The sequence below is a fragment of the Plantactinospora sp. BC1 genome, assembly GCF_003030345.1.
GTDB lineage: Bacteria > Actinomycetota > Actinomycetes > Mycobacteriales > Micromonosporaceae > Plantactinospora.
Window position 1 is genome coordinate 382,869 of sequence record NZ_CP028158.1, and the last position, 21,240, is coordinate 404,108.

Annotated in this window: 5 protein-coding genes; all 5 read right to left on the minus strand. The window is 72.9% G+C overall.

Annotated features, from left to right (window positions below):
- Positions 1 to 14: 14 nt before the first annotated feature.
- The 5 genes from C6361_RS01545 to C6361_RS01565 all read right to left on the minus strand — a co-directional run bounded on the left by C6361_RS01545 (position 15) and on the right by C6361_RS01565 (position 20,457).
- Positions 15 to 1,601, minus strand: coding sequence for an ABC transporter substrate-binding protein (locus C6361_RS01545; RefSeq protein WP_107266507.1), 1,587 nt, complete (start codon positions 1,599 to 1,601; stop codon positions 15 to 17).
- Positions 1,602 to 1,616: 15 nt separating this feature from the next.
- Positions 1,617 to 3,029 carry a serine hydrolase gene (locus C6361_RS01550; protein WP_107266508.1) on the minus strand — a complete coding sequence of 471 codons (1,413 nt, stop codon included), beginning with the start codon at positions 3,027 to 3,029 and terminating at the stop codon, positions 1,617 to 1,619.
- 135 nt (positions 3,030 to 3,164) lie between these two features.
- The gene (locus C6361_RS01555; protein ID WP_107266509.1) at positions 3,165 to 4,586 is read right to left on the minus strand and encodes a hypothetical protein; all 1,422 of its coding nucleotides are present in this window, start codon (positions 4,584 to 4,586) and stop codon (positions 3,165 to 3,167) included.
- 255 nt (positions 4,587 to 4,841) lie between these two features.
- Positions 4,842 to 6,398 (minus strand): hypothetical protein, encoded by a 1,557-nt coding sequence (locus tag C6361_RS01560; protein WP_159079120.1) that lies wholly within the window; start codon positions 6,396 to 6,398, stop codon positions 4,842 to 4,844.
- Positions 6,399 to 6,597: 199 nt separating this feature from the next.
- Complete coding sequence (locus C6361_RS01565; RefSeq protein ID WP_159079121.1) at positions 6,598 to 20,457, minus strand: hemopexin repeat-containing protein; 13,860 nt, start codon at positions 20,455 to 20,457, stop codon at positions 6,598 to 6,600.
- Positions 20,458 to 21,240: the final 783 nt, after the last annotated feature.

Here is a 21,240-nt window from a genome sequence, read left to right on the forward strand (position 1 = left end):
GCCGGCCGCGCCGGTCAGCCGAGCATGCGGATGGAACTCGGCGCCACGCTCCCGGTGCTGAGTTCGAAGCTGGCTCCCTTGCCGAAGACCGGCACGGTGGAGTAGACGAACGGCACGATGTCGACGCCCCGGACCAGCGCCTGCTCGGCCTCGGCCCAGCTGGCGCAGCCGCCGGTACCGGCCACCGCCGACGCCGCCCCGACCGCGGCCGCGTACCCGGGGTTCTCGACGTGCGCGAAGTTCACCCCGTTCGGCGGGGTCGCGCCGGAGAAGAACGGCACCAGCTCGCTGGGGAGGCCGACGTTGAGCGGCAGGAATGCCGCGTCCCAGGAGCCCTGCCCGCCGACGATCACCTGGCTGATCTCGGCGTTGGCCACCCCCCGGATGGTCACCTGCGCGCCGACGCCCTGCCAGGCCCGCTGGAGCAGCTCCGCGCCGGCCTGCATGCCGCTGCCGGCGTTGGTCGGGTAGTAGAAGCCGAGGGCGAGCCGCCGGCCGTCCTTGACCCGTACCCCGTCGCCGCCGGGAAGCCAGCCGGCGGCGTCCAGGGCCGCCTTCGCCGCCGCCGGGTCGTGCGCCGGCAGCAGGGCGTCGGTCCCGGCGGGCGGGCACGGGCTCAACCCGGGAGCCACCAGGCCGGTCATCGGCTTGCCGGCGCCGCTGCTGACCACCTGTCCGAGCTGCTTGAGGTCGAGCGCCTGGGTCAGCGCCCGGCGCACCGTCTCGTCGGCGCCCGGCAGGCCCGGCTTCTGGTGGAACCAGAGTTCGCCGAGCGCGGCGACCACGCTGCGTTCGAAGAGGCGCATCGCCCTGAGTCGCTGGCTGTCCGGCCCGATCACGGTCACCGCGTTCGCCTGGTCGGAGCCGAGCAGGTTGGCCGCGGTGCTCTCGTTCGTGACGATCTTCAGGATCACGGTGTCGGGCAGCCCGTCCTGGGTGGCCGGCCAGTCGCCCGGCCCCCAGGCGTACTCCTTGCGCCGGGTCAGCGTGTAGTGGTCGTCGGCCACCGCCTCGGTCAGGGTGAACATCCCGGTGCCGACCGAGCCCTGCCGGAGCAGCTTGCGGTCCTTCAGTCCCCGGTCGCAGACGATGTGCAGCCCGCCGACCATGCGGTCGAGGAAGGCGGCCGGCGTCGGCGAGGTCACCGTCACGGTGCCGGCCGCCTCGTCGGCGGTGGCGGTGGCGCCGGCCGGCACGTAGACGCCGATCCGGGAGGAGGCGTTCTTCGGGTCGCCGACGAAGGTGATGTTCGCCGCCACCTGGCCGGCGGTCAGCGGGCTGCCGTCGGCGCAGGTGACCCCCTTGCGCAGCGTGTACGTCACCGTGCTCGTGTCGCCCTGCCACTTCTCCGCCAGGCCGGCGAGGAGCGTGCCGTCCGGGCCGACGTTGAGCAGCGAGTCGTAGAGGAACCGGTCGACCTGTTGGGTGCTGGCCAGCGAGGTGAAGTGCGGGTCGAGGTTGCCCGGGTCGGCGCTCAGCACCATCGTGAAGGTCTTGCCGTTGACCAGCCGCTGGCCGCCGGTGCCGGCGGAGTCGCCGCCGCAACCGGCCAGCCCGACCAGCAGCACACCGGCCGCCGCCAGCGCAGGAACACGTCTCATCGTCTCTCCCGGGAGCTACTGGTGGCCGCTGGACGGGGTTGGTACGCCGGCACGTCGGGTCGCCCGACCACTGTGGATGTAGAGCGCCCGCCCGGTGCCGTCGTCGCCGAGGAAGACCTGCGGCAGGTGGATGCCGAGCCGTGGCCGTACCGGCAGGAAGGTCTCGGCGTCGAGGTGGACGAGTTCGGTCCGTTCCGGTTGACCGCCGATCTCCGCGAGCACGCCCTTGGGCACCTGGTCGAGCCAGAGCCGGCCCGCGTCGTCCTGCGAGACGGTCAGCTCGGCCACGTCCGAGGTGTAGGTGCCGAGACAGCGGTCGACCGGGACCCGGCGCGGCGTCGACGGTGGGGTCGGCAGCGCCGGCATCTCGATCCCGGCGAGTTCCCGGAGTACGTGGCCGTAGATCTCCGTGTAGAGGGCGATCGGGTTCCCGCCGTTGGTCAGCAGCGCGATCGCCACGTTCCGGTCCGGTACGACCCGGAGGAAGGCGGCCTGGCCGACGGTGCCGCCGTCGTGGCCGAGTACCGTGCCGCCCGGCCAGTGGTAGATCTCCCAGCCCAGCCCCCAGGCGTCACCCATGAGCCCGAGCGGTGGCAGGGTGACCTGCGGCTGCCGCATCGCGTCGGCGCTGTGCGGGGCGAGTACGGCGGTGCCGTCCGGCGCCCGTCCGCCGTCGATGTGCAGCTGCGCGAAGCCGAGCAGGTCGCGGGGGCGCATCGCCAGCATCGACCCGGCCGGGGCGGAGGAGCGGGCCAGCGACCAGATCGGCGCCGGTTCGGGATCGGCGTCCGGGTCCGGCTGGATGTGCCCGACGGCGGCCCGGAACAGGATCGCCTCGTCCGCACCGGTCGCCGCGTGGGTCAGCCCGAGCGGGGCGAACAGGTGCTCGCGCAGGCAGACGTCGTACGGCTTGCCGCGCAGCACCTCGACGACGCGGCCGAGCACGCAGAACCCGGCGTTGTTGTACGAGAACATCTCGCCGGGCGGGAAGAGCTGCGCGACCTCGCCGAGCGTGTCGACGTACCGGCGTACACAGTCGTCGCCCCGGCCGGTGTCGGTGAAGATGTCGCCCTCGAAGCCGGCGGTGTGCGCCAGCAGGTGGCGTACCGTGATCGCGGCCGACGCCGCCTCGTCGGCGACCCGGAAGTCGGGCAGGACGTCGCGGACCGGCGCGTCGATGTCGAGCCGGCCCTCGTCGACGAGCTGCATGACCAGCGTCGCCGTCCAGACCTTGGTGATGGATCCGACCTGGAACACCGAGTCCGTCGTCGCGGTGACCCCGGTCGCCTTGCTGAGCACTCCCTCGGCCACCTCGACGACCTGCCCACCGGCCGACACGGCGAGCGCGGCGCCGGGCACCCGGTGCTCGGCGAGCAGCGCCGGCAGCCGGTCCCGCAGCCAGCCCGCGACCTCGTTCAGACTCGACATGCGCGCCACCATAGGGACCGGCGGCGGGTGCCGTGTTCGTGCGAGACGACGAGCCGGGATCCGTTCGTCCGTATCGGCGGCCAAGTCCGTGCCGTGACGCCGGGTGGAGCGGGTCGCCCGACCGGAGCCGGTCGGCTACCCGAGGATCGGTGCGGTGTGCGTGGCGAGGACGTCCCGCACCGTCCGCCAGGCGTTCTTGACCTCCTCGTCGACGTCGCCCCGCTGTTCGAGTACGGCCAGGTGGCTGGTGACCTCGCCGGTCGCCGCCTGCATGAAGACCTCCGCGCAGAACTCGGTGAACTTGCCGGCCTGGTATTCCCGGCGGTTGTCCGGCCGGCGGCCCGCTCCCAGGTCGAGGCCGAGCAGTTCGGCCCCGTCGGCCTCGCGGAGCAGCAGCCAGGCGTGGTAGAGCCGCTTGGCGTCCGCCGACATGCCCCGCCAGCCGTCGAGCACCCGGTTCTCCAGCAGTGAGGTTTCGATCGCGAGCAGCTCCGTGAGGCCGGTACCCCAGCGCTGCGCGTTCCTCCACTCGCTCCTCGGCGGCGGCCCGGCCGGGGTGTACCCGTAGGTCTGCCGCAGGACCACCCGGCGCAGCAACTGCCCGATGGCCGACCCGTCGTCGAGGGTCAGCGGCATCGTCCGGTCCGCCAGCAGGATGCGCTGGAAGGTGGCGTGCCCGGTCTCGTGCAGCACGAGCCGCAGGAAGGCGTCGGGCGCGACGTGCTTGAGGTCCTGCAGGTGCACGACGCCGTCGAGGTAGGCGCCGCCGCCGTAGGCTCTGGCCTTGCCCGAGCCGAACTCGAAGAGGACGCGGCGCCGCCGCAGCTCCGCCAGGAAACGCGGGTTGTCGGCGAGGAACCTGTTGATCGCGCCGGCCTGGGTGCTGGTGACCTTCAGCGCGGTCTCGCCGAGCGTCGCTGTGAGCAGGTCGGGTTGCTCGTCGTCGGTCACCAGCGCCTGCGCTATCCGGCGGTACCGTTCGTCGCCGGTGAGTGGCTGGCCGCTCTTCGCCTGCTGGTACTGGGCGGCGACGTCGCGGATGAGTTGGATCAGCCCGTCGGTGGTCAGGTCGAAGGTGCCGTCCGCCAGCACGTGGTGCAGGATGCCGGGCGCCAGATAGACGGCTACCGCGCCCCTGGCCCGCTGGGCGACGCTGTTCAGTTCCTCCTCGGTCAGCCCGTCCACCCGGCGTCCGTCCAGGGTCAGGCCGCGGGTGACCGCCGGCTGTTGGGCCAGTGCGGTCGCGATCGAGGTACTGCCGGTGACCTCGGCCAGCTCGGCGATCGCGATCATGGTGTCCGCCGCGTCCGCCGCCTCGGGACTCAACTCGGCGGCCTCGTCGCCGAGCGCCGCCTGGAGCTGCGCCAACGCCCGGGGCGGGAGCGTCGACGGCACGCCCCGCCCGCTCTCCAGCAGGGTACGGATCCGTTCCCGGTCGGCGTCGCCGAGCACTCGGCGCGGGGCGGTACCGGAGCCGGTGTCGACCGGTCGCGCCGTGGTCCTGTTCGCCGGGCTGGGCTGGCGGGTCGAGGGTCCGGAGTCGTCCCGCTCCGGCACCTGCCGCAGTGGCGCGGGCGGCGCGACCGGCCTGCTCGTCGACTCTGGCCGCGTCTGTCCGGGGTCGGCGGCCGGCGTGCGTACCGGGATCGGCGGCAGGGGCTTGTCGGGCCGTCGCGGCGGACTGGTTGGCGTACCGTCCGGCGACCCGCCAGGGGTCGGCGAGAGTCGTTTCCGGGTCCGGTGTGGACGTGTCATCGGGTTCCTCCGTCTCGGGTGGGTCGGGGGTGGCCGACCTGGTCGGACTGCCGACGTTCAGCCCTTCAGCAGCGGCATCGCGCGTCGGGCCAGGACGTCGAGGACGTCCCGCCAGGCGTTCCGGACCCGGGGGTCGTCGCCGTCGCGGGGCTCCAGCATCGCCGTGATGTGGCTGACGATCTCACCGGTCGCGGTCTGCATGAAGACCTCGGCGAGGAACTCGGTGAACGTGCCCGCCTGGTAGGTCTGGCGCTTCGCCGGCGAGCGGCCGGCCCCCAGGTCCAGCCCCAGCAGATTGGCGCCGTCCGCCTCGCGGAGCACCTGCCACGCCCGGTAGATCTGCTGGGTGTCCTCGTCCAGCCGGTTCACCGCGTCGAGTACACCCTGCGCCTGCAACTCGCTCTCCACCTTCGCCAGCTCCGTCTCGACGCTCTCCCGTTGCTGCGGGCCGAGCAGCGACGCGCCGGGACCGGTCGGGTCGTTCAGGGCCTGCAGCAGTGCCGCACGCCGGGCCAGCAGGGTCGCTCCGGATCCCGCGTTGAGCGAGTCCGGCAGCGGGGTGGGGCCGAGGAGGTCCTGCTGGAAGGTCGCGTGTCCGGTCTCGTGCAGGAAGAGCCGGAGGAACGTCGCAGGGTCGATGTCCTGGAGTGGTTCGAGCTGTAGCTCCTTCGTCGCCGCCTCGTACTTGCCGCCGAGGCCCTTCGCCGCCACCGCGTTGAACGTGAACTTCACCCCGTTCCGGCGCAGTACGGCGAGGAACGACGGGGCCGACTTCAGGAACTGGTTCACCGCGTGGGCCTGACCGGGGAGGAGCGCCGCGGCCTCCTTCGCGTTCAGGGTGCGCTGGAGCTGGTACGGCGCTTCGTATTCGGCCGTCATCCTGCGCACGACCGTGGCCGCGGTGCTCCAGTCGGTGGGCGGGACCGAGGGCAGCGCCAGCTTCTCCGTTATCTCGACGACGAGCTTCAGCAGCTCCTCGGTGCGGAGCGCGAAGGTGCCGGTCGCGATCAGGGCGGAGAGGATGGTCGGCAGCATCAGGGCCGCCTGCTCCGGCAGCCGCCCGGCGAGCCGGTCCTCCAACTCCTCGCTGGACTCCCGCACGGTCTGCCCGTCCAGGACGAGACCGGGCCTGCTGGCGGAACGCTGACCCAACTGCCCACCCACCCCGGGACCGGTCATCCGCTGCACGTCCCGGATCGCGAGGACGGTCCGGACCGCGCCGAGCTGCTCCCGACTCAGTTCGGCGCCGGGACTCCCGTCGAGGACTGCCTGCACCACCGCCCGCAGGCTGGCGGAGACCGCGGGGAGACCTCCCGAGCGCAGGGCCAGGAACCCTCGGAGCACGTCGCGGTCCCGGCCGCCGAGTACCCGGTCCGACCCGGTCTGCGCGCCGGTCGTCCCGGTCGGCGGCCCGGACACGGTCGTCGACGGGCCGGACTGCCCGACCGTCGGGTCGACCTCGACCGGCTCCGGCCCGCGCCGGGTCAGCGTGGGCGGCGATGCCAGCGCGCGCTGCGGTGCCAGCACCGGCCGGGACCGGCCGGGCTGAAGCGCGGAACCGCCCTGCGGACGGTCCGGACGCGGTGGCCGGGGCGGGCGCTCTGGCTGCGGCACCGGCTTGTCCGGCCGTGCCGGCCGGGGCGGGGGCAGCGGCCCCGCGACGGGTCGCGGCGGGGTGACCGGCGGACCGCCCACCCGGGGCGGTGTCGGGGGGAGTGGCCGGTTGGACCGTACCGGCGGATTGCCCACCCGTGGCGGCAGCGGAGGAGGCTGCCTCCTCGGCGGCGGGGGAGGGTTGTTGCCCGGCGGCCGGTCAGGGGTCCGGGGTGGCGATCCCCGCTTCGAGCGAGCCATGATTCTTCTCTCCGTCCAGTGTGTCGGTGTCGCTGGTCCGGTGGAAACCCGACGGCACCGGTCGCCCGGCGATCGGCGCCGTCGTGGTCCCCGGCCCTCGCCCCGGCTGTGCCTGGTAGGTCAGGACCAGGCCGATGTTGCGGACCGGTTGCCGGTCACCGCGCGCGGTGAAGACCAGCGGCGCCCCCGGGTCGGCGCCGACGGTCAGCCCCGGGGTGGGCAGCAGCCGTCCGGGCGGCAGCTCCAGGTTCGGCTGCCCGGCGAGTGCCAGGACGAAGGCGCCGCCGCCGGCCACGTCGTAGCTGGCGTGCACCGCACCGATCTGCCGGCTGCCCATCTCCGGGAAGAACTCCGGGGTCAGCGGCAGCCTGAGCTCTTCGCTGTCGCCCTCCAGGAACGCCGCCCACTCGGCGGGGAACTCGCGGGCCAGGTCGAAGAAGCGGGCCGCCGTCTGCGGCTTCAACATCCCGCGTACCGCGTTCGCGAAGACCTGCCCGCCCTGCTCCGCGCTGTAACGGACGGTGAGCAGTACGTCGTACGGCGGCGTCGCCATCCGTCCGGACCGTTCCAGCCGCCAGGTCGAGACCGCACCGGTCCGCTCGAACGGCAGGTACCGGTCGTCGTCGTAGCGGAGCTCGAAGAGGCCGTTGTTGTCGCCGTCGACCTCGGAGAGTGCGATCTGCTGGCTCGGCCGCCAGTCGGCGCGGATCGTCGCCGGAGCCGGACCCACCGGGTCGAGCAGGTGCTTGACCGCCTTCGGGTCCGGCTCCAGCACGGTCTTGTGGCTCAGCTGGGTGAGCATCGCGTTGACCCAGGACGGCTGCCCGTCGGCGTCGACGAAGCTGACCGTCACGGTGCGCAGCTGCCGCCGGTAGTGGCCGGGGAAGTCCTGGTCGAACTCCGCCTCGGTCAGGGCGAACTCGCAGGTGCCGGTCTCCCGCAGCCGCAGCAGCGCCAGCGGGTCCAGCGCCAGCAGCGAGACCTGCTTGGTGATCTCCAGCCCCCGGCTGTCGGTGTCGGCGTACGCCTTGCCCAGCCGTTCCAGGTCGATCGCCAGGGTCTCCCCGGCGAGCAGCCCGGCCCGCCGGCTCTCCCAGTACGTCGACCGGATGTGGCTGGCCGCCCCCTCCGGCACCCCGCGCTCGAACTGGTACGCCCGCTCGGCCGAGCGGGCCACCTCGTGCGCCAGGTGGTACGCCTGGAAGTACAGCGCACCGAGCTGTCCCGCCATCCAGCCGTGCAGCTCGGCGGTGCCGAACCTGTCCCGCAGGAACGTGTCGACCGCCTCGCCGTGTGCGATCTCCCGGTCCAGCAGTTCGGCCTCGCGCCGGGCGATCGCGAGCTGGTGGGTCGCGCCGGTCATCTGGTGACCGATCTGCACCAGGTCGCTCTGCGCGGTCCTGAGCTGGAGATCCCAGTCGCTCGCACTCCGCTCGTGCTGGGCCTGCATGCCGAGGATCTCGCCGACCACGCTGAGCCCCTCGCCGACCGACTCGGTGAACTCGGAGGCCTTGTCGATGGAGTCGCCGAGCTGCCGCCCGCCGTGCTCCACGCCGATGATGAAGGGTCCGACCTTGACCTGCGGGACGGCGTGCGCGATGCCGGACGCCACCTTGAGCAGGCTGGAGGCGAAGTGTGCGCTGGCGGCGGAGGACATCAGGTCGAGCTGGGCCCGTTCCAGCGTCGACATTCCCTCGTCGATCAGCTTCTGGTAGTGGCCGGCCCGCTCCTGCGCGGCGGACTGCCCCGAGGCCAGCTCGGCGAGCTGCTCGGTGGCGATCCGGATCTGGGCCTCCTTGATGTCCCGGGTCAGTTCGAGGATCGCCCCCTCCTGCCGGCCGCGCAGCATGCCGAGTTCCTCGGTGTCCCGCCGGTCCAGCGCGGCCAGCAGCTCGCCGCCGAACTGCCGGAGCCGGTCCACCAGTTCCTGTGCCCGGCGGAACACCACGGCGAACCGGTAGGGCGGGGGTGCCACCGCCGCACCGGCGACCACGCTCTCCGGGCCGGCGCCGGTGGCGACACTGCGGACCAGCGCCATCGGGTCGAGCGGCGGATCGAAGAGCGGGAGCGGCTGGGCGACGCCGAGGATGTTGAGCGAATCCCGGATCTTGCGCAGCCGGTCCTCCACCCGGGTCCGGTACTCCCCGAAGACGGTGTTGGCCGGGATGTGGAAGTACCCGCTCGCCACGCTGTCGTGCACCGCACCGGTCCCCTCCAGCAGCGCGCCGCCGCCGGTCAGGTAGCCGATCAGGTCGAGCGTCCCGGGCTCCTCGTCCAGCTCGCCGAAGCTGCGCGCCGGCGCCGGCAACCGGGTGCCGAGCCGTACGGACGGCTCGCCGAGCAGGTCGTACGCGAGCACGTAGAGCATCCGGGCCTCGTCGACGCTCTCCGGGGTGTACTGCCGGAACAGCAGGTCGCCCCAGTCGAGCAGGTTGTCGATGTAGCCCAGCACCACCGCCCGGCGGTGCGCGACCGGGCGCAGGTCGGCGATCGCGTGCGGGTCGAACGGGTTGTCCCGGTACGCCTTCAGCAGCCCCTCCCGGTCGCCGAGCACGTCGAACTGCTTCTCCAGCCCGCTGAGCACGGCGGCCCGCTCCCGCAGGCTGGCGAGTACGGCCTGCTGCGCGTCGGTCAGCGCCGCACCGGGCAGGGTCCGCAGGGCGGTGGCGATGGCGTCCTGGGTCGCCGTGGAGGTGACCGTCAGCAGGGCCGCCCGCTCCTGCTCGGTGCCCGGCTCGCGGTTCTGCTCCACCATCGGGGCCAGGGTGCGCAGCGCGGTCAGCACCGGTGTCAGGGTCTCCGCCAGGGGCTCCGCGTTCAGCCCCAGCGCACGCAGCTCGGCCAGGTCACCGTCGACGCTCTCGGCGAGCGCCCGCAGGTCGGCGGTGAGGAAGGGCAGGAACCGCCAGTACGAGTCCGGGTTGGTGGGGTCGAAGACGTATTCGTACCACCGCCGGGCGTCGGCGAACCGTTGGGCGCCGTTGAGCGCCTGCGCGATCAGGAACGGGGCGTGGAAGAAGATCTCCGAGTAGTAGAGGCCGTTCGCGCTCTGGAAGTCCAGGTGCGAGCCGGTGGGCAGCCGCCCGGCGTCGACCATGCTTCCGCGTACCCGGATCGCGCCGACCGCCTCCGGATCGGTGCTCAGGGCCAGCTCGTCGGTCTCCTGGGTGGCGAGGTCGAGCAGCGCCGGAACACCGCCGGAGAGCAGCTTGCGGTTCAGTTCCGAGGCGGTGCCGGTGGTGAGCCGGATCAGTTCGAACGGCAGTCCGGCCCGCTCGTACGGCCGCCGCACCGGCACCGTCTTGGAGTGCACCACGTACTCGTCGCCGACGAAGAGGTAGAGCCCGGAGTCGCTGTCCAGCGCGGCGTCGAACGGCGGGGAGCCGTCCCGGGGGAGTTCGCCCCAGACCCCGGCGACCGGGCGCGGCGCCACCCGGACGTTCGGCTCCTGCCGGGCGTCGATCCGGACGTAGCCGTCGCCGCCGAACAGGTAGACGTCGTCGTCGCGGGTGAAGGCGGCGTCGACCGCCCGGGGCATCGCCTTGGGATACGACTCGTCCACCAGGTCCGGGGCCGACCCGTCCGGGTTGAGCGTGTACCGCACGTACTCCGCGCCCCGGGTCAGATAGAGCCGCCCAGCGGCGACCCAGGCCGCCTCCACCTGCCCGTCGGCGGCCACCGCGCTCTGCTTCGGGAAGGTGGGCCGGACCCGCCGGCGGTCGTCGGTCACCTCGACGTAGGTCCGGTTCTTGTTGTCGAACCAGTAGACGGTGCCCTGCCGCAGCAGCGCGGCGCCGATCCGGAAGTCGTCCGGCAGCCCGTCCGGGTTGCCGGCGAGCGGCTTGGGATATCCGGCGTCCTGCCAGGGCACGGTCTCCGGACCGGGCCTCGGCGGCGCCTGCGGCCGGCGGGACCGGCTGGCCCGGGTGGTCCGGCCGGTGCCGCGGCGAGGTCGGCCGGCGGGGATGGAGTGCCGGGTGTACCGGTCGCCGACGATCACGAACACGAATTCCTCGGTGACCAGGAACGCGTCCGGCTTGCCGAGGTTCTCGCCCCGGCTGGACCAGTAGTGCGCCGTCGGGTGCGGTTCGTCCAGCGCCGCCGAGGTGACGTACTCGTCGCGGGCGTGCGAGAAGAAGTACTCGACTCCGTCCTGGTCGGTGCAGGCCGCCTGCACCGAGGTCCAGGCGGGGAACCCCTCGTCGTTCTCGGCGATGCTGCGCGGGTAGCCGGCGTCGACGAGTCCGAACGGGGTGCCGGTGAACCGCAGGTACCGCTCGCCGGAGAAGACGAAGGTGTGGTCCCCGCGTACCAGCACCGCGTCGACCTCGCCGGGCTCGGCGAGCGCGCCGGGCTGTCGACCCCACCGCGACCCGGTCGGCACCGGCTCGCCCGGCTTGCCCCGGGGCTTGGCGGTGGCGAAGCCGTGCGCGGTGTTGTCGAAGAAGTACCGGGTGCCGTCCGGCAGTTCGACCGCGGCGTCCACCAGGGACCACTCCGGCAGCCGGTCCCTGTTCCGGGCCAGCCGGGCGCGAACCCCCTCGGTCCCGCTGACCACGGCCGGCCGGCAGAGGAAGCTACCGCCCCGGTGGTCGACGCTGAACCAGGAGAGCGCGTCCGACCCGGCGGGGTGGTCGAAGGGTACGACGGCGCCCGGGGCCACCGGGTCGACGAAGATCTGCGCCACCCGGGCGGCGGTGGCGGTGGCCGCCGCGGTCGCTTCGAGGTCGCTCAGCACGGCGGCGACCTCCGGGGTCAACCCGTCGGTGCCGAGCAGGTCGTCGGCGTACAGCTCGGGGTTGAGTTCGAAGAGCACGGCGGCCCGGCGGGAGGTGGCCGGCTCCTCGCCCTTGGCCGGGGCGGTCGCGGTGTAGGAGGCGGAGACCACGATCGCGGTACGGTCGCCGCCCTCCTTGGTCCGGGGCCGGATCAGCAGGCTGACGTCGGAGAGGACGCCCTCCTCCCGCTGCCCGGTGCCGAGGGTCTGCGCCGGCACCCACTCCTTGTTCAGGTTGTAGAACGAGTAGTAGATCTTGATCCGTTGCGTTCCGGCCTGCCCGGAGACCCGCTGCTCCTCGCCGGAGTCGGCGACCACCACGGTGGTGCTGCCGGGGTCGGCGTTGGCCGGCACCGTCTCGGTGGTCGCCCAGAAGACGAAGACCCGGCCGAACGCGTGCACCGGGTGCACCTGGTCGGCGTCGATCTGCAACTCGACCCGCTGCCAGGGCTCCCAGGTCGCGGAGAGCTTCTCCCGGCTGCCGAACTCGGCCCGCCGGTAGTAGTAGCGCCGGGGGTCGGTCTTGGTCCGGCCGAAGAGCACCAGCCGGCGGCGGCCGTCCGGGTCCCGGTCCTGGGTGTAGACGTACCCGCCGGCGATGGTGAGCCGGGAGACCTCGGTGTACTCGTCCAGATAGCGCTTGTACGCCCGCTCCACCGACGCCGCCGTGATCTCACCGGAGAGCAGGTCGCTCTCCAGCGCCCGGAACGCCGGGGTCTTGCTCGCCCGCAGCTCCGGACGGAGGTAGTTCTCCGGGTGGAGGAAGACCTTCCGGTTCGCCTCCCAGACCCGGTAGCTGCGCATCCAGGACCACCAGCCCTTCAGCCGCTGCCGGGTCAGCGCGGCACCCACGTCGGTCGCGCCGCCGGACTCCAGGTTGAGCAGGTAGCGGTGCAGGTAGAGCTGGGTGGCGGCGATCGCCTCCCGGATCCGCGAGGTCCGGCCCCGCCCACCCATCTCGACGTCGATCAGGAAGTACTCGTAGAGGTCCCGGGGAGTGCGGAACTCCGGAGTGCGGCCCGCGCTGCCCGCGATCACCACCGGCACCAGCGCGTCCCGTCGCCGCACGTTCAGCTCGTCGTGGATCTGCCCGGCGAGCGCGGCCCACTCCGCCGGGCCGTGCCGGCGGGCCAGCAGGCCGGCGAGCGCGGTCGCGGCGGCGTCCAGCGCGGCCGGGGAGCCGTCCTGGTGGAGCCGGGCCCAGACCTCGGCGCGGATCCTCGACGGCCCGGCACCGAGCCGGGCGGCGAAGGCGAACAGGTCGGCCAGCTCGACCAGGAACTCGATCTCGAAGCGCTCCTCGTCGACCGGGCCGCCGGTGAGGAAGCGGCTGTGTCGCCGGCACCACTTCAGCTCCTCGACGTCCCAGCCGAAGAGTTCGCCGAGGTGTTGGTACGGGTCGGCGACGGTCTCCGGGCCGGGCAGCAGGAAGGCGGCCAGCCCGCCGTCGCCGGGGTACGCCCGGGCCAGCCCGGTGAACCGGGTGATCGCCCGTACGTCGGCCAACCGGTAGTCGACCGAGCCGGTGAAGCGGTGCCGGAACGGCTGCGGCAGCGTACGGTCCACCGCGTCGAAGCCGTCGCCGGAGTAGCGGACGTACTCCTCGCCCCGGCACAGGTAGGTGCGGCCGCCGAGCACGAACGCACCGTCCACGCCCTGCTCGAAGGCGGTCGGCAGGTCGCCCCAGTTGTCCCGGATCGGCCGGGGGTGGCCCTCCTCCACCGCGTCGAGCTTGCCCGGCTGGTAGCGGACGTACTGGTTGCCGGCGAAGACGTACAGGTGCCCCTCGGGGCCGACGAACGCGGCCTCGACCGGCGTCGCGGCGCCGAACCCGCTGCGGACCGCGCCCCAGGCCCCGGCGACCGGCCCGGCCACCGCCGACGTCCCCTCGATGCGCAGGTACCGGCGCCCGGCGAAGAGGTAGGTCCGGCCGGCGCCGTCCCGGAACGCCGCGTCGATCCCGTCGGTGAACTCGGCCGGCAGCTCGGCGATGCCGAGTTCGGCGGGAAGCCCGGCGGCGATCGTCCGGGGGTAGCCGTCGTCCACCTCCGCGTAGTCCCGCCCCGAGTACCGGACGTACTGGTCGGCGGAGAAGACGAAGGTGTGCGAGTCGGTGACGAGGGCGGCGTCGACCCGCCCCCGTTCGGCGACGGTGTTGCGGACCCGGCCGAGCCGGTCGGTGGGGTAGCTGGCGGTCGGCTTCCGGGAGACCACGTGCAGCGCCCCACCGGCGAAGAGGTAGCAGTTCCGCGCGTTGGCGAGCACCGCGTCGACCAGCGGGCCCGCCCCGTCGAGCGCCCGCTCGGCGAGTTCGTCGTCGAAACCGGCCGGCAGGTTGCCGAACGGCTCCTCGGTGCGGAGGTTCCCGACGATCGGCCGGGGATAGCCGGTGTCGGCGTACCGGTAGTCGGTGCCGGAGTAGCGGGCGTACTGGTCGCCGGAGAAGAGGTAGCTGACCCCGTCGACCACCACCGCCGCGTCGACCCGACCGCCGTCGGTCAGGAAGTTGTTCTTCGACCGGCCCCACCGCTCCCGGATCGCCTCCCGACCGGTGAACGTTCGGTCGTGGTAGCGGGTGAACGTCTCGGCGAAGAAGAAGTAGGTCGCCCCGTCCCGACCGGTGAACGCGGCGGTCAGCCCGTCGACGGAGCCGATGCCCGGCCAGATCCGCTCCACCGGCCGGGGATAGGACCAGGTACCGCTGGTACCGTCGCGTTGCAGGCACACCGCACCGGCCAGCAGCAGCATGCTCTCCCCCTCGACCAGCACCGCGTCCGGCAGGAGGAAGCCGGCCGGGCGGTACGGCTCTGGGATGTCCCAGAAGTCCGCGTCGAGGACGGCCGGGTATCCGTCGTCGGGCTGGCCGTAGGTCTCGCCGGAGTAGGCGAGGTAGCGGACGGTGCCGTCCTGCTCCGGCGGCGCGAAGAGGTACGTGACGTCGTCGTGCACGAAGGCCAGCGCGACGGCGGGCAGCCCGGCCCAGTGCTCGGCGACCGGCCGGGGCTCGGCCTCGACCGGCGCGTCCAGGTACGCCGTCCCCGGATAGACCACGAACTGGTCGCCACTGAACAGGTAGGTCCTGCCGTCCCGGCCGACGAACCCGGCGTCCACCCGGTTGTGGTGGTAGATGTTGTTCCGGGGCCGGCCCCACTCCTCGGCGAGCGGGTAGCCGCGGCCCAGCCGGACGTTGAAGCAGGACGTCCCCTTGAACAGGTAGGTGTTGCCGTCCACGCCGGAGAGCACCGCGTCCAGCCCGGTCCGGTACTCCGCCGGCACCGTCCGCAGCCCGCGCGGCCGCACCGGCGTGGTGTCGACGGCCGTACCCTCCAGGGCGCCGTACCGGTGCCAGCCGTCGGCCCGCTCCACCAGTACGGCGCCGTCCTCCAGGTAGCCGCAGCGCACCCCGGCCAGCTCGACCCGGGGCGGCTCGCTTCCGGGCCGCTCGTCGCCGGGTGGCACCACCCCGGGCAGCTCGGCGTAGCGGCGGTAGGCGGTGGCGGAGACGACCGCCAGCTCCGGGCCGCTGAACAGGTAGACGTTGCGCCGGTCGGCGAAGGCCGCGTCCACCCGGTCCGGCGGCACGACGAGGTTGCCCAGCACCGGCTCGGCGGAGAGTTCCGCCAGACTCCTCGGGTAGCCGTCGTCGACGGTCCCGTACTCGGTGCCGGTGTACCGGACGAACTGGTCGCCGGAGAAGAGATAGGTGTACGTCGGGCCGACACCCTTCGGGACGGGTTTCGTCCCCGGTGCGAAGAGCGCCGCCGAGTCCACCACCAGCGCGGCGTCGACCCGGCCGGTCCGGGCGATGCTGTTCACGACGTTGCCCCAGTACGGCGTGATCCGGGCCGGGTACCGGTCGTCGACCCGGTTGAGGTTGCCGTCGGAGTACCGGACGTAGCGGTCCCCGGCGAAGACGTAGGTGTGCCCGTCCGCGCCGACGAACGCCGCGTCGACCCGGTCGAAGGGCAGGCTGTCCCACTCCGTCCGCAGCGACTTCGGCGCCGACCACCAGCGCCGCTTGTTGTCGAAGACCACGTAGCGGTCCCCGGAGAAGAGGTAGCTGCGGTTGTCCCGCGCGGTGAGGACGGCGTCGATCCGGGCGAACGCCGCCTCCTCGCCGACCAGCTCCTCCGGCAGGTTCCAGAAGTTGTCCGCGAGCGGCCGGGGGTAGCCGGCGTCCGGGGTGGTGTAGTCCCGGGTCGAGTAGCGCACGTGGAACGCCGTCTCGGTCGCCGGCTCGCAGTGCACGCCGATCGCGTTCTCGGTCCGGCGCAGCGTCAGCTCGATCCGGTGTCCGGCGGCGAGCTGCCACTGCGGCGCCGCGCCGCTCACCGCCGCGTCGTCGGCGACCGGCACGCCGTGTTCGGCGAGCCGCTGCCGTACCGACCGGGGCAGCCGGCCGGCGTCCAGCTCGGTCGCGTGGGCGAGCCCGATCTCGAAGAGCAGCCCGGCCGAGCCGAACAGGTGCGTCGCGCCGTCCAGCACGAACGCGGCGCCGACCGTACGCAGCCCGGCCCAGTCACCGGCGGTGCCGCGCGGATACCCGAGATCCACCGCCGAGTAGTCCGCGCCGGAGTAGCGCAGGTACTGGTCGCCGCTGAAGAGGTAGGTCCGGCCGTCCAGCCCGACCATCGCCGCGTCCACGGTGCCGCTGGGCAGCACCGGCCCGAGCACACCCCACCGCCGGGCGGTCGGCACGACCTCGCCGGCCGACCCGTCGCGGATGGTCACCGTCCGGCCGTCCCGGAACAGGTGCAGCGCGCCGGTCGGGTCGACGAAGGCGGCCTCCAGCCCGCCCTCGAACTCCGCCGGTACGCCGGGCAGCTGCGCCCCGATCCGGAGCGGACAGCCGGAGTCCACCCGTACGCCGTCGTTCTCCAGGCTGTCGGTGTAGCGGACGACCTGGTTGCCGGCGACGAGGTACTGGGCCGGCCCGGCGACGTAGCCGGCGTCGACCCGGCCCGTCGCGGCCAGGTTGTTCCGCACCCTGCCCCAGCTCTCGGCGATCGGCTGGGCCGCGTCGCTCGCCCCGCCCGGCCCGACCGCCACGAACCGGTCGTCGGCGAAGAGGTACGTCCGGCCGTCCCGGCCCCGGAAGGCCGCGTCCAGCGACCGCCGGAACGACGCGGGCAGCCCGACCCGGTGCTGTTCGCTCTCCCACCACTCGCCGATCCGGCGCGGGTAGCCCTGGTCGGCGTGACTGTGCTCGGATCCGGAGTAGCGGACGTACTGGTCGCCGCAGAACAGGTAGATCCGTCCCTCGTCGTCGACGTACGCGGCGTCGATCCGGGCCGGGTCGGTGAAGTTGTTCAGCACCGTCCCCCAGGACTGCGTCCGGGGCGCCCAGCGGGTGCCGCCGCGCTCCCGGACGAAGGCCAGCGCGCTACCGCCGTCGTTCCGTCCGACGATCCACTCCGTGCCGGTACCGTCGACGAACGCGGCGTCGACGCGGGACAGTTCGGCGAAGCGGGGCCAGAGCGCGGCCAGCGGCTTCGGGCCCGGCTCCAGCAGGGCGTAGGTGTCGGCCGAGTAGGTCCAGTACGACTGGTTCCGGAACAGGTAGATCCGCCCGTCGGCGCTCTCCAGCAGGGCGTCGATCCGGTCCACCTCGGCCGGTAGTGCCAGCGGCTCCGGAAACTTCTCGACCAGGTTCTGGTCCCGGAACGCGCACGTCACCTCGTCGGCGGCCAGGCCGAGCTTGCCGGCGAGCCGGGCGAAGCCGACGATCCGGCGGTACGCCCGGTGCAGTCCCGCGTCGGGCGTGGCCGGGTCGGCACCGGCGAGCGCGGGTACGACCAGCAGGTCGAGCGCGTCGGCCGTGCTGCCGGTCACCGCGACGCAGATCGCCTCGACGGTCGACGCCGGCATGCCGAGCACGTCCTGCCCGACGGTGCCGAGCACGCCGCGCTGCGCGGTCTCGCCGGCCGTCAGCGCGTCGGTGATCTCGGCGATCGCGTCGGTCAGTTCGGTGGCGATCGCGTAGAGCAGGAAGAAGATGTCCCGGCTGAAGTCCTCCAGACCGGGGATGACGAAGTCGAGCGCGTGCTGCACGGTGCCGAAGTAGTCGAGCCGGTCCTCCGGAACGGTCAGCGACTCGGTGAGGTGCCCGGCACCGGCCAGGTGTGCGACGAGCTGGTTCTGCTGGCCGGGGTCGAAGCCGAGGTCGGCCAGGGCGGCGGGGTCCAGGTGGTACGGCTGCTGCTCGGCGACGATCTCGGCGATCCGGTCGAAGACGGTGGCGTTCTCGCTCTCGGTGAACCCGGGAAGGTCCAGGATGTTCCCCGGGTCGGCGAACTCGGCCAGCCGGTCGACCGGCACCCGGCCGTCGAGCAGGTACGTCCCGGCCAGTTCCGCCATCACCCGTCGGGCCGCCCCGGCGTCGGCGACGTCCCGGAAGTCCTCCTCGGTCATTCGGTACGTCTGCGCCCTGGCCTGCCGCACCTGCTCCTGCATGGCGGCGAGTACGCGTCGCCGGTGCGGGTGGAACTCCAGGGCCAGCTGGAAGTCGGTGATCGGCAGGTCGAGCAGTGCGACCGGGTCGAGGTAGCCGTCACCGGCGTCGAGGTAGCCGTTGAACCGGAGGCTGTGCAGCAGTTCGCCGAGTCGTGGCCCGGTCAGCCGGAGCCCAGCGAAGATCGTCGGGTCGAGCGGCAGCCGTTCCCGGCCGAACCGGTCGGCCCGGTCCCGCAGAAGTGCGAGAAGGTCGTCGGTGACCCCGCCGAGGTGGGCGTTGACGGCGAACGTCTCGACGTTGGCCGGCTCGGCGAAGAAGTCCGGCCGGGTCACGTTGCCGTCCGGGTCGAGGTAGCCGTTGAAGATGAGGTTGTCGTACAGCTCGGCGCGTTCCCCGACGCTCAGCTCGGCGAGGGTCACCAGGTCGGACGGGAAGAACGCCGCCGGTACCGCCGGCAGCTCGCCGTCAGCGCCGCCGGTGCCGGCGCCGGCGTTGACCTCGGCGACCAGCGCGAACACCTGCTCGCGGTATTCGGAGAAGTCGGCGGAGAGCGCCAGCTCGTCCGGGGTGGCCGGTATCCGGTCCGGGACCAGTTCGCCGCCCGGTTCGAGATAGCCGGCGGCGAGCAGGTTGGCGAAGATCTTGGCCGCGCCGCGTTCGCCGATCCCGAGCCCCACGAAGTCGGCGTCGACCACCACCGGCAGCGCGGTGACGGCCCGGTACGCGGCCGATGCCACGGTGTCGGGCTCGACCCGGAGCAGCCGGTCGTCCCGGGCCGAGACCACCGCGTCGATCTCGCCGGCCAGCACGCCGTGCAACACCTGCGCGCCCCGCTCGCCGAACCGGTCGGAGCGGAGCAGGTCGGGACCGAACGCGACCGTCTCGAACTCCTGCCGGAGCAGGTCGGGACCGAACGCGACCGTCTCGAACTCCTGCCGGAGCCGGTCGAGCAGCCCGGGCAGCCCGTCCGGGACCCCGGTCGGCCCGGCGGCGGCGTCACCGCCGAGCACGCCGATCAGCTCGCGGCCGGTGAGACCGCTCGCCCGCAACCACTCCACCGTGCCGCGCAGGGTCTGCACCAGCCAGAGCCCGGCCGGCACGTCGCCGCCGGCCAGCACCGCCGCCACCCGGGGGGTCGGCGCGTCCGCCTCGACCAGCAGCGAGAACACCGGGTACCGGTGGAGCGACGGGTCGGCATCCAGGGCGTCGAGCACGTCGAGCAGTTCCCCGACCGGCACGCCCAGGGCGGTGGCCAGCCGGCTCACCCGGTGCAGCAGGGAGAGCGCGGGCAGCCCTGTCTCCCCATCGAACGGGCCGCGCGCGTCGGTGCGGCGGAACCAGTTCACCACGGCGGTCAGGTCACCGTCCGACATGGATAGTGCCGCGCCGATCCGTCGGCGGTAGTCGGCGTTGCGGGCGGCCAGGATGTCACCCTGGCAGGTCAACTCGGCGAGATCGGCGTACCGCGCCGGCAGGTACGCCGAGCCGCGCAGCACGGACCGTTCGGCGCCGACGAAGGGTACGTTGAAGATCCGGTTGAACAGGTCCTGCGGTGCCGGCCCGTCCCCGAACCCGAGCGTGTCGATCGGGGCGACCAGGCTGACGAGGACGTCCACCGGCAGGTCGAACCCGCGTCGCAGGTGCAGCAGGACCGCGATCGTCCGGAGCGCGGCGAGGTCGATCCGGTTACCGCAGCAGGTCCTGAGCACGAGGTCCAGTTCGGAGAGGGTCAGTCCGGTCCGCCGGGCCAGCCGGACGAACCGGTTGACCCGGTCGAACCACTCGACCGGCACCGCCGGCCCGGCGACCGGCCGGAGGCGTTGCGTCTCCTCGTCCAGGGTCACCACGGCGCCGCCCTGGTGGACGAAGAACGCCGAACTGGCCGCCCGCTCCGCCGGCCCGTCCCCGGTCGGGGTCGCGGAGAGGTTCTGGAACAGCAGCTCCAGCACCTCCGCCTCGGTCAGCGCGGCGGCCCGGCGGAACCGCTCGACCGGCTCCAGGGCGTCGAACGGCTCCTCGGCGCCGAGGTGCCAGCACTCGCGCAGCGCTGGCCCGTCGGGCAGCGCGCTGGTCAGCAGTGCGACGTCGGCCGGGGTCAGCCCGAGGTACTCCCGGGCCACCGTGTCCGGGTCGACGTGGGTGGCGAATCTGCGGTACAGCTCGGCCGGGTCGACTCCGAGGTGCTCCAGGTGCCGCCGTACCCGCTCGTGCGGGAGCGAGAACGGCATCGTGAACGGGTACCGCAACCCGGCGAGCAGCGTGTACGCGTCGACACCGTCGCTCTCGCCGTCGCTCTCGTTCTCGCCGGACAACTGCCCCTTCCGTACCGCCCGCTCCAGGACCTCGTTGACGATGTCCAGGTACGGCAGTTCGCGCTGGGTGTGCTCGGCGTCGAGCGGGACCGAACGGAGGTCCGGCCGGCGTACGACGAGTTCCGCTGGTGCCCCGCCCTCGCCGTCGCCCAGCAACTGGAGCAGGTCGGCGAGGTACGCGGCCGGGGAGTGGACCGTCCGTGCCTCGTCGCCGGGCCGGTACGGCAGATCTCCGAAGAGTTCGTCGTAGCTCGGCAGCAAGTCGTCCTGGTGCATTCGACCTCCCACGGTCGGTCGGCGAGAGAGCGCGCACGATGAAGCCGCCGGAGAGAGTCCGGCCGGGCGCGGAGAGAAGAGGGGGAATGTGGCACCGCGTCCTCGCGGCGACGGGCCCAGCATTCACGACGGTGGGTTGCCGGACAAGGGGGCCGAATGCGATTCGACAGTCGCCTCACCGACCGAACCGGGAGCCCGCCCTGCGCCGGGCAGCGGCCCTCAGCGGCGTCCGAGTTCTTCCGGGGTAGCGGTCGTCAGACGGCCGACAACCTGATCAGACGGGATCGCCGACGCTGCGGCGCGCGCGGTCACGGAGTGCCGGCACCGTAACCCGGCTGGTGCGTCAGCGCGGGAGGATCGGTGTCATCCGATATCCGACAGGGCGGCCCGACCGGTGTGCCGGACGACCGGGGCCGGCGCGAAGAACCACGCCCAGGCCCGGCCACCCGCACTCCCGACGACGTCCGTTGGCGTTCGGCAGCGGTGGGCAGTTCCGCCCCGCAAGGCACCGACATAGGGAGCAAATCGGTCAAACCGGGGTGTTCTACATAACATATGCCGGTGAGTTCGTTCCGCTCACCCGGTACGGCGGTACCGTACCCCCGTGCCGGCAACCTGCCGCGGAGCCGGCAGCGTCGACGTTCGGGCACCGCTGCGGGAACGGCGATTCTGCGGACCGAGTCGCAGCACGAGGCCGAGGGCGCGACGGATCTCCTGCTCACCGCCCTGGCCGGACTGATCGTCACCCGCGTCCGACCGGCTCGGGCTGGTGCTGGGGCACAG

Excerpts from the sequence above, each read along its gene's own strand:
- C6361_RS01545 (WP_107266507.1), bottom strand. The coding sequence starts at position 1,601 with ATGAGACGTGTTCCTGCGCTGGCGGCGGCCGGTGTGCTGCTGGTCGGG.
- C6361_RS01550 (WP_107266508.1), bottom strand. The coding sequence starts at position 3,029 with ATGTCGAGTCTGAACGAGGTCGCGGGCTGGCTGCGGGACCGGCTGCCG.
- C6361_RS01565 (WP_159079121.1), bottom strand. The coding sequence starts at position 20,457 with ATGCACCAGGACGACTTGCTGCCGAGCTACGACGAACTCTTCGGAGAT.